Here is a 16,632-nt window from a genome sequence, read left to right as displayed (position 1 = left end):
GACCGTGCTGGCCTTCATGATGTCGGTAATCGCCCTTTCCCTGCCGGAGTTCATCATCCTGCGCAAAGTCCTGAAGCCCCGCCTGATTGCGGTATTCATCGGTATAGTGGGTATCGGCATCATGGCGGTCGGTTATCTTTTTAATGCCCTGTCCCTTCAGTAGATTGGGGAAACGGGCCTTCCGACATTGGTGAGCAAACGGATACTCTGATTAAAAAATGACGCCCTCTGGGCAATATTGGGAACGGCGCTGTTATCGATCTTATTTGTTTAGCAAGATAGAAGGGGCGACTAATGACGAAGAATCTTATCTGCTACTGTTTTGGATATTCGGAAGAAGATATAATCAGGGACGTTCAGGGAAATAATGGAACGTCATCCATCCTGGAAAGAATACTAAATGAGAAAAAGCAGGGGATGTGCAGATGCGACACTACCCATCCCCTGGGAAGGTGATGTCTCGGTGATGTCCGCCGTGTCGTGGACACTGCAAAAGAAATCAATGAAGGTTTAAAACTTTAAAAGGAGGAAATTGAAATGGATAGTAATAACGAGTTATACAAAGCGGGATTGCTGTTGCACGGACACACTTGTCCGGCCATGCCTATGGGATTGAGAGCGGGATTGGCCGCGTTGGAAGTATTGGGCGTGCAACGTGCGGCCGACGGCCAATTAACTGCGTTGGTGGAGATTGACCGCGATCACTGCGGTACATGCTATGCCGACGGCGTGCAAATGGCGACCGGCTGCACCTTTGGCAAGGGCAACATTCAAAAAATGGGCTATGGCAAGTTTGTTCTCACGCTGATTGACAACAAGACGGGGTGTAGCGTGCGCGTGATGACGCGGCCGGAGATGATTCAGCGCAGCCAGGAATCCGAGTTCATCCAATTTCGCAAGAACGGCGTGCCGGCTTCCCAGATTGACCCCAAGTTGGTGGATCCGATGGTCGAGATGGTATTGAGCGCCCCAGCCGAATCGTTGTTTCAGATTGGCGAGGTGGTGGAAATCACACCGCCCAAACCCCACCCACAGGATTTCAAGACTATCACCTGCGCCGATTGCGGCGAGGTGGCGGTGGAACGCTACGCCCGCGTCAAGAACGGCAGGGTCGTGTGCATGCCGTGCGCGGAAAAAGTGTAAGGAGCCGTGATTACCGGCGATTACCTATCAAATTTTACAAGGAGGACTCAATGGACGACAAACAAATACTGATGGACGCGTTAAAGTTTCACGGCCACAAATGCTACGCCAGTGTGGCAGGCGTGCGCGCGGGGTTGGCAGCCCTGCGAACCCTGGGCGTGAAACGCTCCGGCGGCACGCAGTTATACAGCATCCTGGAGACCGGCGAAGACCACGGCGGGATTTGCTTCGGTGACGGCGTGCAATACACCACCGGCTGTACCTTCGGCAAGGGAAACATTCGCAAACAGCCCTACGGCAAACTGGCCTTTAGCCTGATCGAGAAGGCGACCAATCGCGCGGTGAGGGTGAGCTACAAACCTACCCTGCAAAAGCAGATTGGCGAGTCGGCCTTTATGCGGAAGCGCGGCCTGGGGATCATGCCGGATGAAATTCCTGAAGAAGAACAGATGGAACTGGTCAACCTGGTGTGGAATGCGCCGGAAGCGGACGTGCTGACCATTGGCCCGGTCTTTGAGTACGCGGGTGAATGGTTCCCGGAGGTAATGGGCTTTGTGCCCTGCGCCGGCTGCGGCGAGCTGACCGCTCACGCTTACCTGCGCGTGGTGAAAGACAAGCATGTTTGCATCCCCTGCTCAGGATATGAGCGTTAGTGCGTTTTAAAAGATGGAGATGAGAATATGCCGTTAATCGAATATCGAGGCAAGTCGATCGAAGTGGACGAGGACGGTTTCATTGCCGACCCGTCCGTGTGGGACAAAGATCTGGCAGAGTTCTTGGCCGGGCAGCAAGGCATCAACGCCTTGACGCCGGATCACTGGAAGGTGATCCAGCACATCCGCGACTATTACCAAAAGTTTGGCGTTGCCCCGCTCATCCGCAAGTTGTGCAAGGATACGGGCTTTCAGCTCAAGTATATTAACGAGCTTTTCCCCAACGGCCCGGCCCAGGGCGCGTGTAAAATTGCCGGCCTGTCCAAGCCGACTGGCTGCGTGTAACGAGGGATAGACCTGCCGGGCGCTCGCGCGAAATCCAGAAGGTCTTCCAGGAGATGCTTATGTTTCAGTGGATGATGGTCTTATCGGGTTGGGGCTCGGTTTTGCTCTTTGTCGGCGTTTCGGCCGTCAAGATTTTCAAGTTGTCCAGGCTGCCCCTCAACCTGCGCTGGGAGATCTACCCGTCGCCGCACGGGCCAAGGGAGAGACGCCGCTACGGCGGCTCGTACATGGAGGAAACAGACTGGGCCCAAAAACCCCAGACCGGGTCATTCCTTCCGGCCGAGCTGGCGGAAATGGGCACCGAGATATTCTTTCTCAAGCGGGTGAGGAAACATAATCCTTACGGTCTGTGGCCGTTTTCGCTGGCGATGCACTGGGGCGATTATCTGCTGCTGGGTTGGGCGGGCCTGTTGGTTGTGGAGCGCATCGTCGGAGGGGCCGACCAACCGGTTACTCTGACGTATTTGGTCAACAGTGTGGGAATGGCCGCTTTTGCGCTGGGCGCGGTCGGCAGCCTGGGGCTGGCCGTCAAGCGAGTCAGCCACGCCGATCTACGGCTTTATACTGCGCCGGTGGATTATTTCAATCTCCTGTTCCTGGCGGCGATCTTTGTGTCCGGCTTGCTTTCCTTGCTGGCTGATCCCGTCTTCGCCTCTCATCGCGCCTATGTGGACAGCGTCCTTTCCTTCAGGCCAGTTGCGATTCCCGTCCTGACCGCCTTGTGCTTCTTGTTCTTCGAGCTCTTTTTGATCTACATGCCCTTCTCCAAACTGATCCACTATTTTGCCAAGTATTTTACGATCCATCTGACGTTGTGGGAGGACCGCTTTAAAATCAAAGGCTCGCCCGTGGACGAAAAAATGGCGGCGCAGCTCGCCTATCGGGTCACGTGGGCGGGGCCGCATGTGGCGACCGGCCGGACCTGGCTGGAACAGACCCATGGTGAGAAGAAATGAAAAAATAACACATTTATCGCAAATTTCTTCACCAGGCGATGAGCCGCTGGCGCCCATGTCCATTGATGAATTGCTGGCGCTGCCCGGCCTGGAGCAGCCACCGCTGGCGCCTCTCAAGGCGCGCTGGCTGGAAAGTTATGACTTTTCGTTGGACGGTTTTTCCGATTTTGACCTGCCCAAACCCACCACGCTGGAAGAGGAAGAGCGGCTGGTCAAGGGATTCTTGAGCGGGCTGAAAAAGCTGTTCGATCCGCATAACAACTGGCCATTTGTCAAGAACCTGCGGTTGGCCATGGACTATTGCGTCCGCTGCCAGACCTGCTCGGAAGCGTGCCACGTCTATGTAGGCAGCGGGCGGCAAGAGATTTATCGCCCCACCTTTCGCGCTGAAATTTTACGACGGCTTTACCAGCGTTACCTGACCACCGGCGGCAAGTTGCTGGGCTCTTTTCTCGGTGCGGACATCGAGCTGAATGCCAAGACGGTTTGGCGTCTGTTAGAGTTGTCCTATCGCTGCAACCTCTGTAGGCGCTGCGCGGCGGTCTGCCCGGTCGGCATAGACAACGCCCTGATTGCCCGCGAGATTCGCAAGCTTTTCAGCCAGGAGTTAGGCATCGCACCGCCGGAGCTGTTGAAAAAGGGCACCCGCCAACAACTTCAGGTGGGATCCTCGACCGGTATGAACCCAGCCGGTTTTAGAGACCTGGTCGAGTGTGTAGAGGACATTATCCTGGAAAAGACGGGCAAAAAAATCAAACTGCCGGTGGACAAGAAAGGCGCTGATATTCTTTTGATCCACAATGCCGGCGAATTTCTTTCCTGGCCGGAAAACCCGGCTGCTTTTGCCATCCTTTTTGATGCGGCCGGTATTGATTGGACGCTCAGCAGTGAGCAGTTGGGCTACGACGCTGTCAACTACGGCGTCTGGTTCGATGATGTGGAACTGACCCGCATTGCCGTGCGGCACGTCACTCTGGCCAAAGAGTTAGGAGTCAACAAGATCGTAGTAGGCGAGTGCGGCCACGCCCATAAAACCCTGTGCGTGATTGCCGACCGCCTCTTACCGGGCGAGCTCAGCCTGTCGGAAATGCCCCGCGAGAGCTGCCTGCCGCTGTTGTGGGCAATCGTCAAGAGCGGGCGGGTGCGCTTTGACCCGGCGCGGAACGATTTTCCCATCACCCTGCACGACCCCTGCAACGTGGTGCGGCTGATGGGCATTGTCCGCCCGCAACGAGAGATCATCAAGGCCGTGTGCGCCCAGCCCTTGCGCGAGATGACGCCCCAGGGCGTGGAGAACTATTGCTGCGGCGGCGGGGGCGGGTTCGCCATTATGGACACGCTCAACTTTGCGCAATGGCGAAATAACGTGTCTGTGCGCGTCAAGGTGAGCCAGATACTGGCGGCGTTCCAGGATGTGCTGGAAGCCGACACGGACAAGTGCGTCATCGCGCCCTGCTCGAACTGCAAGGGAACCCTCCGCGAGGCGCTCCGACATTACGGCCTGGAGGAGAAATACCGCATCCACTATACCGGCCTGGCCGATTTGATGGTAAATGCCATGGCCGACTTGCCGAGGCCTTACATTGACTGGCACCTTGGGGAATAGCGGCACAGGTGGACGCCGGCAAAAAAGGCGGGTGGCCTTGCTTCTATTCGTCCATGACATACTGTTGAATTTAGAAAGGCTTATAGGATGACTCTTACTTACATTATGGCAGGAATAGCCACCTTCGGTTTTACGATAGTCTTAACGATAGCCGGTATCGGTGCGGCCTTCATCCTTATCCCCGTATTTTTAGCCTTAAAGATACCTCTTCTTACCGCTATGTCAACGGCGCTCCTGCTAAATTCAGTCGCCATGATATTTGCGTCCATAACCTATGCTAGGGAAAAGCTGATAGTTTTTAAAAGTGCCATTCCAATCCTCATTATGGCGACCGTACTTTCACCGCTGGGGGCGCGCACAGCGGAACATTTGCCGGAGCATATACTAAAATGGCTGTTTGTAGGGTTTCTGGTCTTTGCTGCTTCGATGATGCTGTTTTACCAGGCGAAAGAAAGACAAATTGAGGACAGCACTAAAAAATCATTTGGGTACGGGCTGGGTGTCGGTTCCCTGGCGGGCTATTTAGGCGGACTTTTGGGCGTCGGTGGGGGGAATATCATCGTACCGGTCCTCGTGTGGCTGGGATTCAATCCTAAGAAGGCATCCGCCACGACCGCTTTTATTGTTATATTTTCTTCCCTCGCGGGATTTTTGGGACATGTAAGCCTGGGGAACATAAATCTCGGATTGCTGTCTTTGTGTACCTTGGGGTCAATTGCCGGTGCGATATTGGGAGCACATCTCATGACTAAGAGATTAAGTGCGAAGCAGGTCAAAGCTGCAATTGGAATAATTTTGTATCTCATCGCAATCAAAATGATTATGGATTTGCTGAAATAAAGGCTCTAAAAATGAATCCATGGGCAAGAGGTGGATGTCATGATTAATGAGGAATGAAGGCGCCGATTTGGCCTAACGGGTATTTTTGTCGTGCTGGGAGGTAAATATGAATGACAAGCATAAAAAAGCTCTTAGCTTTGACTTGGAGGATATCTATGGTTTGAAGCGGATTCTGCTCGATTCCGACGTAAAAGGATCGATGGAATTTGTCAAGAAACTGGAAAAACGGCTGGATGAAGCCATGAACCCAAAGTGACGGCCAGTCTTCGAGCTCGGTCCGGGAGTTCGTCAAAACATACAAGGAATTTAGGAGGCAGTCATGCTTGATCATGCGGTTCTAACATTTACGTTCGAAGAATACATAACCGTTAAAAGGATTGTCCTGGACGGAGATGCCCAGGGCGCACTCGATTTTGTAAAGATTATCGCTAAACGGTCGGAGCGCACGATAACACAGCAGGGCGGGCTGAAAAATGCGATTGATGCCTGACCGCAGATAAAAGATAACAAGCGGCAATCGGAAAGATTCAAGCTTAAAGAGGTGGGCAAGATGGAACAGTCAAGACAGATACGCATCGGTGGAAACACGGTAGGGATCATAGACCTGGATGAGATTTTCTCAGAAGTCAGGGCCGCGGGGGTAAAAGGCGACAAGGCCGTGAAGCAACTGATCATTGAGAAGGTCAAGGTGAAAAACTACGTGCCTCTTCAGTTGGAAGACATGTACCGCGAAGACCTTTTCGATGAATACAGGGTCTTTACGGGACAGCAGGCCTCTCGTACGCGGAAACCAGGCGTGCCGGAAATACGCGTTTACGGTCCTGGCTGTCCCCTTTGCGAGCAGTTGGACCGCCTGGTCATGGAGGTCATCGCCAGGAAGGGACTCCAGGTTGACTACCGGTATATCAAGGATATCCGGGAGATGATGAAGCTGGGGCTTATGGGTACGCCCGCCCTGGTCATAAATGGCAAACTGATCGCAGTTGGTCGGGTTCCCAACAGCCGGGAACTGGAAGAGATCCTAAAGGGCGTATTACCTAAACTTAACAAGGAGGTATGTTATGACGACAAAACATGTTCCACCGGAATGGACTTTTGAGTTTCACGGCCACCGTTGTCCCTTCATGCCCATCGGTTATCGCATGGGCAAGCTGGCACTCTCGCATCTGGGTCTCGAACCTGAACCGGACCACGGGTTTTTCATCTTCCCGGAAATTGGCGAAGGACACCCTCAGACCTGCATGATGGACGGTCTGCAGGCGTCAACCTGCGCCACCTATGGGAAACTTTTAATGGCCAAGACCTTCTATGGCAAGTTGGCGGCGACGTTCTACCATCCCCGGAAAGGTGCCGTGCGCTACTCCCTCAATCCCGACTTCATCGACGCCATGGGGAAGTTCGAATTCTTTGTCTATCGAAAAAAGGGGGTGGAGCCGTCCCAGATCCCGGAAGCAATTAGAGATGAAATTCTCCAGTGGGTGTATGAACAGCCGGACGATTTTCTTTTTCAGGTAGAGGCAAAACCCGACTTCAAGTTCATACCGGTGAAGGGGTCGTTCAACAAGGCCAAATGCAGCCTGTGCCATGAGTACGTCTTCGATCGCTATGTCCGGATCAAGGATGGGCAGCCGGTGTGCATCCCCTGCTCGGGCTACTGAAATAGTTGGGCGCTGTTTTTCACCACATTCAGTTTGGACGGTGAATCCAACCACCCCGTCCAATAGACGATATTTGAGCCTCACGGGCAAGGCCTTATGGAGATAAATGAAGGCGGCAGATTGTACAATGTCGTCAGAGAGGAGCGAGCTTATGCGCGTTCTCATGTTCGGCTGGGAATTTCCTCCCCATATCAGCGGCGGACTTGGAACAGCCTGTTTGGGCATCACCCAGGGACTGGGCGAGCTTGGTACGGAAATTATTTTTGTGCTGCCGAAAATAAAGGGAGACCATCTTGCATCCCATGTAAAGCTGATATCGGCATCGGATGTCTCTTTGAGCGAAGATTCGTCAACGAAAATTTTCACCAAGGCCATGGAATTCAGGGCAATTGCATCTACCCTGAGGCCATACGCCAGCGCCTCGCCGTTAATCGCCTCCTTGTCACGAGGGATTTTGACAAATCAGCGGCCGGGTAACCACGGTACCGGGGAACTTTCCGGCGATTATGGTTCAGATCTCTTTCTGGAGGTGATAAACTATGGCCGGGCGGCAGGCATTCTGGCGAGGGGAGAGACCTTCGATGTCATCCACGGACATGATTGGATGACGGTCCATGCGGGGATCGAGGCCCGGCGGGCGACTGGAAAACCCTATATCTACCATGTCCACTCCCTCGAATTCGACCGGAGCGGCGAGAACATCAATCGTCAGGTTTACGATGTTGAACGTTACGGGCTTGAAAATGCGGATCATATCATCAGCGTGAGTCATTACACGAAGAATACCATCGTGAACCGTTATGGCATCAACCCCGCAAAGGTGACGGTCGTGCACAATGCCGTATCGCGGAGCGAGGGGGCAATACGCTACCGCGGTGAGAAACGGCCGGGTGAAAAGATTGTTCTCTTCCTGGGAAGGATTACGTTCCAAAAGGGGCCCGACTACTTCATCGAGGCGGCGGCAAGGGTGCTGGAGATGATTCCGCGGGTGACCTTCGTTATGGCCGGCGCCGGGGATATGATGCCCCGGATGATCGAAAGAGTTGCCCAGTTGGGAATAGGCCGTCACTTTCATTTTACCGGCTTCCTGAAGGGCGACGAGGTGGAACGAATCTATGCCCTGAGTGACCTCTATGTCATGCCGAGCGTTTCCGAACCTTTCGGAATATCGCCGCTGGAAGCCATGCTCTATGATATTCCCGTCATTATGTCAAAGCAGTCGGGCGTCTCCGAGATCCTTCACCACGCACTGAAAGTTGACTTCTGGAATGTTGATGAATTGGCCGACAAGATGATCGGGGCGATCCGGCATCCGGCTCTGGTGACGGAGATGGTGGACAGATCGCGGGAAGAGCTTAAGAACATCCACTGGAAAGCGGCCGCGGAAAAAATCCTGTCGGTATATCGCAGGGTTTGTGGGTAGGGAGAAAAATATGCAGGCATCATCAATCGATAAACCGAAACAGCGACGACGTCCACGCGCCGTACCGGCAAGCTGTGAGCAAAAGCTCAAACGAACGGAAGGGCTGATACAGACCGTGGCGAAGATCGTCGAGACCAGAGATCCCTACACGGCGGGTCACCAGCAACGGGTTGCCGCTCTGGCCGGTGCGATCGCTGCTGATCGGTATTACCGAGGATAAAATCATGGGCATCCGGACGGCGGCGACGGTCCACGACGTGGGCAAGATACATATTCCGGCGGAGATTTTAAGCAAACCCGGAAAATTAAGTCATAAAGAATTTGCTTTGATAGAGGATCATCCCCAAATCGATTATGAAATATTGAAGGAGATCGAATTTCCCTGGTCGGTTGCCCGGGCCGTATTCCAGCACCACGAGAGGCTCGGCGGCTCCGGATACCCACAGGGACTATCAGGTGAAGATATCACTTTAGAGGCCAGGATTATCGGCGTGGCTGATGTCGTTGAAGCCGTCACCTCACACCGGCCTTACCGTCCGGCCTTGGGCATCAATAAGGCATTGGAAGAAATATCTAAAAACCGAGGCATCCTTTATGATCCCCAGGTCGTGGATGCCTGTTTGTCCCTGTTTGCCAAAGGAGAATTCGATTTTGAAGAGAATAGGACATATGACTGACCGCCTCTGCCGGATGATGGCCGACGTGCAGGCGTCAACCAGCAATTTTTTTGATCGAAGTATTTGAATATATGGAGGTGATAACATGCTGTTAACCGGATACACTAAACGGATTTCCCGACCGGAATGCAACCCGAGTTCCGAAGCGGTTTATTGCATCGCGGGCCATAACGAGGACTTGGCTGAAGCATTGTTAAATTTAATGGCCAGTATTAGGTACAAGAAAATAGGAGGTTGAAGTCCTGTGACCAAAGTAACGATAAAGAAAATAGGTTTCGTCGTCTTTCTCGTGGCCGTCTCCCTGTCCGACATCTATTCCCGCAATGCCCAAGCCCAGGCGTCGGGACCCGGAGGCCATGCGCAGGCAATTCAGACCGCCGCCGTCGCGGAAAGCGACTCTCTCTTTTCACTGGATCGCTGTATCGACATAGCGCTGGCGAAAAATCCTGAGATCGCCGCCGCCCAAGGGGATATGTCTGCGGCCGAATCGAGGTTCGATGCCGCGCGGGCCGCTTTCTGGCCTCAGGTGAGCGCCGAAGGCAGCTATCAACGATACGGAGACAACCAGAGGTTGATTGCGGCCCGGTACAACGGGGAGTTGGGCGTCTTCGATAACGATATCCTGCGGGCCGATCTGGTGGCGCGAATGACCCTTTACGCCGGGGGGCGCATCACCAGCGAAGCCGGCACCGCTGGAAAGCTATCCGAAGCGGAAAAGAAAAGGTTCATCCGTACCCGGGATGAGCTGATCTACAGCGTAACCGGTGTTTATTTCTCGATTCTCGGACAGAAGAAGGTCATCGCTTCCCTGGAATTTTCTCGGGGGGCGCTCGAAGAAAACAGAAAACGGGTTTCGCAACTCTATGACGTCCAGAAGGTTGCCAAGGTTGATCTCCTGCGGACGGAAGTCCGTCTATCGGATCTGAATCAGAATATCATCAAGGAAGAAAATACATTGGCCGTCCAGGAGCGCCTCTTGTTCAACCTGATGGGATATGACGCAGTCCCGGAAAAGGCGCGATTGGAAGATAAAGCGGACCTTCCTTTAGAAACGTCCATCGATATGAGACGGTTGATCGAATCGGCCTTGCAAAAACGCCCCGATTACCAGGCCGCAAAAGACCGGTTGGAGGCTCAGGAACTGCGGGTGGCAGCTGCGAAGTCCGGTTACCTGCCCAGCGTCAACTTGTTGGGGACTTACGGCATCAGGAACGCTTCAAGCGCGGCGGACATGGGAAAAAACACCAAATCAACGGAAGACGCGAGTTACATCGGCGTCGTCCTTTCGGTGCCGCTGTTCGAGGGTGGTCGCGTTGCCGCGAAGGTCGCCGAGGAGTCCGCCATTCTCGCGGCGGCGCGGGATCGGTTGAAAAAACTGGACCTTCAGATCCGGCAGGAGACGGAGACGGCGGCCCTCGACGTGCTGTCGAATACAGCGCGGTTCAGGGCGACGGGAAAATCGATCGAGCAGGCGAAGGAAAGCCTCCGCATCGAGTCGTTGAAGTACGAACTGGGCAAGGGGTCCATCACGGATGTCCTCGACGCCCAAGCCGCCTTGCTCCAGATAGAAACGAGCAATTGCCGGGCCTGCATCGATTATCACATATCCATGGCCAGACTGAAGCTGGCAACGGGAGGAACGTTATGAGCAAGCGAGTCATCTTTATTTCCGGAATTTTAGCCTTTTTATTTCTGAACGTCTGCATGTGGCGATATGCGCCGACCTCAGCCGCGGCGGAAGTTGCGCCTGCCAAGAATCTGCCTGTCGTAGCGGTCACTGTGGCGACGTCCGGTTCCATCGGTCGGTCCATCGATCTGGACGGCACGGTGGAGGCGGCAAGAATCGCCCGGATGTCATCCCCCGCCGAAGGCCCCATCGGCTATTGCGGCGATAGCGTCGTCCGCGAGGGTGATCGCGTGAAAAAAGACCAGAAGCTCATCTGCATCGGCCGGGATAAGTCAATCAACGCCCTCCTGACCGCTACTCAATTGGATTTGAAAAAGGAGCAGGATGAACTGGAGCGGGTAAAAAAACTGGTTGAAAACGGGGCCATTCCTGGAGACCAGCTCGGCATCGCCAACGCCAAATACGAAAATGCCAAGGCGCAGTTAGCCAGGGTCGAGGAGAGCCGCACGGACTATCAGATCACCGCCCCCTGGAGCGGCATTGTCTCCAAGGTGATGGTGGTCGAAGGCGATTACGTGGCCCCTAGGACCCCCCTGATTGAAATATTTGATCCGGCGAGTCTTGTCGTCCGCTTTGCTGTTCCCGAGGCGGATGCGCAAAGCGTCGGCGCCGACAAGATCTTGTCCGTCATCCTGGACGCCTATCCCGGAAAAACTTTTTCAGCCCGGATCAATCGCGTCTATCCAAAGCTCGACCCCGGCACGCGCACCCGGCTTGCCGAGGCGGTTGTGTCGGAGAAGATCGCCCTGATGCCGGGATTCTTCGCCAGAATTCAACTGAATGTGCAGACCCATGATAAGGCGGTTATGGTCCCCGCAGAAGCCGTCCTCGTCAATGCGACAGGCGCTCGCGTGGTCTTCGTTGTCCAGGAAGGAAAGGCCGTCGCGAGAAAGGTTATGACGGGGATCGAATCGGGACGGATGATCGAGATCGTCAGCGGAGTGAAACCTGGCGAACGGGTCGTCGTGGCCGGCAATGAAAAATTGAAAGACGGAACGGAGGTCAAACTGCTGGAGAAGAAAGGCGGACCGGATGTCAAGGCGGACGCAGCCAAACCGGTGGCAGCCGCTACGAAAGGAACGCCCAAATGAAGATCTCCGCTCTGGCCGTCAAACGGCGCATCGCCACCGCCGCAATTGTCATGACGCTGATCATCCTGGGCGCCTATGGCTTGTGGCAACTGCCAACAAATTTCCTGCCCGATATGACCTATCCCATGATCAAGGTCTATATCTACGCCCGCGGCGCCACCCCCGAGGAACTGGACGTGAACGTCGCCGATCCCATCGAGCGACAAATGGCGTCGGTTGACGGACTGGACTACCTCGAATCCTCATCAATCGAAGGGATGTACACACTGACGGCGAACTTCCAGTACGGGGTTTCCCTCGACACCGCCTACCAGGACGCCCTGGCGGCGATGGCGAGGGTGGCCAGGAAGCTGCCGAAGGACATTGATCCTCCCCTCGTCTTCAAGTCGGACCCCTCCCAGCTTCCCGTGATCCAGCTCACCGTCTCGTCCGATCAGTGGGATATGGTCAAACTCCGCACCTGGGTGGACAAGTGGCTCCAGAATCAGATCATCTCCGTGCCGGGGGTCGCCGGGACGGATATCACCGGAGGGCTCAAACGGGAGATCCTGGTTCATCTGGACGCCGCTGCCCTGGAGAAATATGGCCTTTCCCTGCCGGCGGTGACCAAGCGGCTTCAGGAGGAAAACATCGAACAATTCGGCGGCCGGATCACCGTCGGCCCCCGCGAATTCATCGCACGGACGGTGGGCGAGTACCGTTCGCTGGACGAGATCAGGGCAGTGGTCCTGAAGGGTGGGGATGCGGGGAAGGTGTCCCTGCGGGACGTGGCAAAGGTCGAAGACAGCCACGAGGAGACGCGCGTGATCACCCGTATCGGTGGCAAACCGTGCGTCAAGTTGAGCGTCCTCAAGCAGGCCGGTGCCAACACCGTCAATGTTGCCCAGGCCGTGGAACGGAAAATCGCGGAGCTGAAGGCCTCCCTGCCGGGGGACATCCGCCTCGGGATCGTGGAAAATCAGGCGGATTACGTCACCGCCGCCCTCAAGGGTGTCAGGAACGCCGCCGCCGAAGCCGCCGTTCTCATCATTCTCGTGGTTTACCTTTTCCTGGGAAGCTGGCGGCAGGCCCTGATCATGATGCTGGTTTTGCCGATCACCCTGATCGTCAACTTCGCCCTGATGAAGCTGGCCGGTTTTTCCCTTAACATCTTCTCCCTCGGGGGGCTCGTCGTCGCTCTCGGCGTCGTTTTGGACAACGCCATCGTCGTTGTGGAAAACATCACCCGATTGAGGCATGAAGGAGAACCCGGAACCTCAGAGACGCTCGCCATCTCCGGCGCCGCGCAGGTCGGGCCGGCCATCATCGCCGCGACGCTGGCGTTCCTGGCTGTTTTTCTCCCCTTTCTGATCGTGCCGGGATTGATCAGCCTGCTGTTCAAGGAACTGATTCTGGTCGTTGCCGGGATCGTTTTAATCAGCCTGTTGATGGCCCTGACAGCCACACCCATGCTGACGGCGCTCCTCCTGGGAGAAAGAGGCTCCCGATCGGTCGAATCAGGTATCTTCGAACGGTTTTTTGAAAGCGTTAAAGGACGCTACGAAGGCTTGTTGAGGGCGGTGCTCCGCCGAAGGAAGCTGATCCTGAGCGTGTTTTCGGTCTTCATGATCGGGGCCGCCTCGCTTTTCTTCTGGGTGGGGAGCGAATTTCTACCCGCCATGGACGACGGCCGCGTCATGATCAAGGTGAAGCTCCCGACGGGGGCCTCCGTCGGTGAGACTGACCGCATTCTGCGCGACATCGAGGGGAAAATTGCCAAGGATCCCCTGATTGAGAGCTATTTCACGCTTGCAGGCGCCAAGGTGCTGGGGCTCTACGCCTTCGAGATCGCCAACGAGGGGGAAATCAATATCCAGCTCGTTCCACGCCATAAACGGAAGATCGGCACCAAGGATTATATCAGGCAGGTCAGATCCGTAGTCTCGAAAGTCCCCGTTCCTGGGGGCAATCTCATCGTCGCGCAGATGAAGATGAAGGGGATGCGCAAAATCGGCGAAGCGGACATCGAGGTAAAGATCAAGGGAGAGGATATGAAGGTCCTCTTCGATCTGGCGCGGAAGACCTCGGAGGCCATGAACGGTCTCAAATATTTCCGGAACGTTTATGTTTCCATGGATTTGACGAAACCGGAATACCAGATCCGGCTCGATCGCACCCGGGCCGCCAGCCTCGGTGTCACCGTGGCCGATGTCGCCTCGGCGGCGCAAACGCTCCTGAGCGGCGCCGTGCCAACGCGCTTCCGGGATGGGGAGGATTTGTACAGTATCCGCCTGAGAATGCCGGAAAAGGAGGTTGCCTCCCGACAAGATGTCGAGAATTTGATCATCAGCCGTTCCCGAGGCGGTTACCTGCGACTCAGAGATGTGGCAAAGGTCATTCAGGCCACCGGACCCGTCGAGATTCTCCGGGAAGATCAGGTCAAAGAGGTGATCATCCGCGGAGATGCCGCCGATGTGAGCATTGGCCAGGCACTTGACGAATTGAAGAAGGCCATGGCGAAGTTCGAGCTGCCGGGGAGCTACGAGGTCTTCTACGGCGGCCAGGCCCAGATGATGCGGGACATGACGAGGTCAGTGGTGATGATTCTGGGGTTCGCCATGTTTTTCGCCTTTGCCGTTCTGGCCGTCCAGTTTAACAGCCTGAAGCTCCCGGCGCTCGTCCTGTCGGTGATTCCCTTCTGCCTGTCCGGAACGGTCGCGGCCCTTTTCCTGACCGGAATTCCGATGGGCGCCACGCTGATCATCGGCATCTTGGTGGTGATCGCCTTGACTGTCAATGAGGGCGTCCTGGTCATCACCTACGCAGAATCGCTGAGATCCCACGAGCAACTGACGGCAGTTGAGGCCATTGTCACGGCGGCAAAAATCCGCCTGCGGCCTCGTCTTATGCTTTCGTTCTGTTTTATCGCCGGGCTCATCCCACTGGCCCTCAACATTGAGGAAGGCGGAGACATGCTTCAGCCCATTGCCGTCGGCGCCATCGGGGGGCTTGCAGTGGGGGTGCTGGTATCGCTGTTCCTTCTGCCCGTATTCTACGTCATTTTTACCGGCAGGGAGCGCTGACAGGCGATCATAATCAACGATATCCGCCGCCGCCGGAAACGGGTCTTTGACTATCAGATTCGGGGTGATCCCGCAGGATTTTTTTTAGCCGGTTACGTTAAATTGGAGATGACATAGTATTTCCACAGTTGGCAAATTGAATTGCCGAGCGGCAATCTAACACGATTTGAAAAGGAGAAAACCTTGCGATCTTTCAGAAAAGTAATGAAGACAGTCGTTATTGCAGGCCTATTGATCACGGGGCTGGCAGCCCAGGGCTTTGCGGCGCCCTCACTTGTTTCCGAAATGGCAGCTCTCGATCAGATCCTTATCCCGGTGGCTTCTTTGAGCAATCAGGGAAAACTTGACGCGACGAGGACTGCGGTCGTGCGCCTTCAGTTACAATGGACGATCTTTTTTGCGTCAGCTCGGGACGCATTTCCAGGTGACGCCGAATGGACCAGGGGCCTTGAAACCGTGAAAGATAGTATTGCCGAAGCGGGACAAGCTGCTCAGGAAGGAAATCTTCCGAAAATTCACGAAGTGTTGGAAGGCGTTAGAATTACCTTTGAGGAGCTTCGGGAAAAACGGAATATCGAGTATTATCTCGACGGCTTCAGCAAATATCGTGTAGTACGTGACAAGACGATCGCCATTCTGACCGGCAAGAAGGCACCGGATTTAACCGAAGCAGACATCAGATTTGTATCATCTATGGTTCCGGTCCTCAAGGCAACCTGGGCATCTGTTCAGGCTGTCAACCTCGACGCGGAACTTTTTCATTTTGATGCAGCCAAAATTGCAGAGATCCGGTCGGCCATGGACTCAGTCCGGAAGGATATCGCAAAACTTGAGTCTGTCGCTCCTGGCGGTACCCGCGATCAGGTATTCGAGGTGCTGAGCCGTCTCAAGTCTTCATTAACAAAGGCATTTCTGATGTTTGGTAAATTTTAACCATAAGGATGCAGGATGGTATGGATTAAACGAGACACCATCCTGTAATCGAAATGGGGATACGAAACTTTTAAGGAGGAATTACAATGGCTTGGCTAACTGGATATCCGCGAGAGAAGATTAATTGGTTTCCCACAATCGACCCCAAAAAATGCGTTAAATGCGGTATGTGTATGAACTGCGGCAAAGCTGTATACGACTGGGCAGAGGGCGGTTCCCAGGTGGGACGTCCCTACTCGTGTATCGTGGGCTGCTCAACCTGCGCAAACCTTTGCATGGGCAAGGCGATAAGCTTTCCCGATATAGAAGCCGTGCGCAAGATCTACCGGAAGGAACGCCTATGGGCAAAGGTAAAGAAACAATTGAAGGAGGAAGGAAAATTGAAGGCGGAGCAGGGGTAGGTGTGGGTTTCTTAGTGCGTTTCCACCGAGAAAGGAAAATGCGCTATCACATTGCGATAGGTGCAATGCTCGCTTTAAAGAAAGGCTGCAGGAGGTTCCAAATGGCTTACCAGGTCATTATGGCGATGACGTCTGAGAGGAATGAATAAAGCGTGTC

At 54.7% G+C, this 16,632-nt stretch carries 20 protein-coding genes; all 20 read left to right on the top strand.

Annotated elements, in window-relative coordinates:
* The coding region (locus NT140_06570; protein ID MCX5831534.1) for a permease at positions 1-163 on the top strand (163 nt) is incomplete at its 5' end.
* Positions 164-294: 131 nt separating this feature from the next.
* Positions 295-456: a hypothetical protein gene (locus tag NT140_06565; GenBank protein MCX5831533.1), complete on the top strand. Its 162-nt coding sequence runs from the start codon at positions 295-297 to the stop codon at positions 454-456.
* Positions 457-537: 81 nt separating this feature from the next.
* Entirely contained in the window at positions 538-1,143 is a 606-nt protein-coding gene (locus tag NT140_06560) for an FmdE family protein (protein ID MCX5831532.1), read from the top strand.
* Positions 1,144-1,193: 50 nt separating this feature from the next.
* A complete protein-coding gene (locus NT140_06555) occupies positions 1,194-1,796 on the top strand; it encodes an FmdE family protein (GenBank protein MCX5831531.1) in 603 nt (200 codons plus the stop codon).
* A gap of 27 nt (positions 1,797-1,823) precedes the next feature.
* Complete coding sequence (locus tag NT140_06550; protein MCX5831530.1) at positions 1,824-2,141, top strand: TusE/DsrC/DsvC family sulfur relay protein; 318 nt, start codon at positions 1,824-1,826, stop codon at positions 2,139-2,141.
* Positions 2,142-2,194: 53 nt separating this feature from the next.
* Complete coding sequence (locus tag NT140_06545; protein ID MCX5831529.1) at positions 2,195-3,097, top strand: respiratory nitrate reductase subunit gamma; 903 nt, start codon at positions 2,195-2,197, stop codon at positions 3,095-3,097.
* Positions 3,081-4,703 (top strand): (Fe-S)-binding protein, encoded by a 1,623-nt coding sequence (locus NT140_06540; protein MCX5831528.1) that lies wholly within the window; start codon positions 3,081-3,083, stop codon positions 4,701-4,703. The genes NT140_06545 and NT140_06540 overlap by 17 nt, the downstream gene beginning before the upstream one ends.
* A gap of 87 nt (positions 4,704-4,790) precedes the next feature.
* Positions 4,791-5,543 (top strand): sulfite exporter TauE/SafE family protein, encoded by a 753-nt coding sequence (locus NT140_06535; protein MCX5831527.1) that lies wholly within the window; start codon positions 4,791-4,793, stop codon positions 5,541-5,543.
* 106 nt (positions 5,544-5,649) lie between these two features.
* Complete coding sequence (locus tag NT140_06530; protein MCX5831526.1) at positions 5,650-5,799, top strand: hypothetical protein; 150 nt, start codon at positions 5,650-5,652, stop codon at positions 5,797-5,799.
* Between the two features lie 63 nt (positions 5,800-5,862).
* Entirely contained in the window at positions 5,863-6,033 is a 171-nt protein-coding gene (locus NT140_06525) for a hypothetical protein (GenBank protein MCX5831525.1), read from the top strand.
* 60 nt (positions 6,034-6,093) lie between these two features.
* Positions 6,094-6,642: a thioredoxin family protein gene (locus NT140_06520; GenBank protein ID MCX5831524.1), complete on the top strand. Its 549-nt coding sequence runs from the start codon at positions 6,094-6,096 to the stop codon at positions 6,640-6,642.
* Positions 6,605-7,201 (top strand): FmdE family protein, encoded by a 597-nt coding sequence (locus tag NT140_06515; GenBank protein MCX5831523.1) that lies wholly within the window; start codon positions 6,605-6,607, stop codon positions 7,199-7,201. The genes NT140_06520 and NT140_06515 overlap by 38 nt, the downstream gene beginning before the upstream one ends.
* Before the next feature lie 151 nt (positions 7,202-7,352).
* The gene (locus tag NT140_06510) at positions 7,353-8,624 is read left to right on the top strand and encodes a glycosyltransferase (protein ID MCX5831522.1); all 1,272 of its coding nucleotides are present in this window, start codon (positions 7,353-7,355) and stop codon (positions 8,622-8,624) included.
* A gap of 10 nt (positions 8,625-8,634) precedes the next feature.
* A complete protein-coding gene (locus NT140_06505; GenBank protein ID MCX5831521.1) occupies positions 8,635-8,844 on the top strand; it encodes a hypothetical protein in 210 nt (69 codons plus the stop codon).
* A gap of 4 nt (positions 8,845-8,848) precedes the next feature.
* Positions 8,849-9,301 carry an HD domain-containing protein gene (locus tag NT140_06500; protein ID MCX5831520.1) on the top strand — a complete coding sequence of 151 codons (453 nt, stop codon included), beginning with the start codon at positions 8,849-8,851 and terminating at the stop codon, positions 9,299-9,301.
* 244 nt (positions 9,302-9,545) lie between these two features.
* Positions 9,546-10,949 (top strand): TolC family protein, encoded by a 1,404-nt coding sequence (locus NT140_06495; GenBank protein ID MCX5831519.1) that lies wholly within the window; start codon positions 9,546-9,548, stop codon positions 10,947-10,949.
* Complete coding sequence (locus tag NT140_06490) at positions 10,946-12,079, top strand: efflux RND transporter periplasmic adaptor subunit (protein ID MCX5831518.1); 1,134 nt, start codon at positions 10,946-10,948, stop codon at positions 12,077-12,079. Before NT140_06495 ends, NT140_06490 begins: the two co-directional genes overlap by 4 nt.
* Positions 12,076-15,141 carry an efflux RND transporter permease subunit gene (locus NT140_06485; GenBank protein MCX5831517.1) on the top strand — a complete coding sequence of 1,022 codons (3,066 nt, stop codon included), beginning with the start codon at positions 12,076-12,078 and terminating at the stop codon, positions 15,139-15,141. The genes NT140_06490 and NT140_06485 overlap by 4 nt, the downstream gene beginning before the upstream one ends.
* A 183-nt stretch (positions 15,142-15,324) precedes the next feature.
* Complete coding sequence (locus NT140_06480) at positions 15,325-16,074, top strand: hypothetical protein (GenBank protein ID MCX5831516.1); 750 nt, start codon at positions 15,325-15,327, stop codon at positions 16,072-16,074.
* 173 nt (positions 16,075-16,247) lie between these two features.
* Positions 16,248-16,475 (top strand): hypothetical protein, encoded by a 228-nt coding sequence (locus NT140_06475; protein ID MCX5831515.1) that lies wholly within the window; start codon positions 16,248-16,250, stop codon positions 16,473-16,475.
* The last annotated feature ends 157 nt before the right edge of the window (positions 16,476-16,632 follow it).

The organism is Deltaproteobacteria bacterium, assembly GCA_026388415.1.
Lineage (GTDB): Bacteria > Desulfobacterota > Syntrophia > Syntrophales > JACQWR01 > JAPLJV01.
This window is presented reverse-complemented; position numbering and strand designations above follow the sequence as displayed.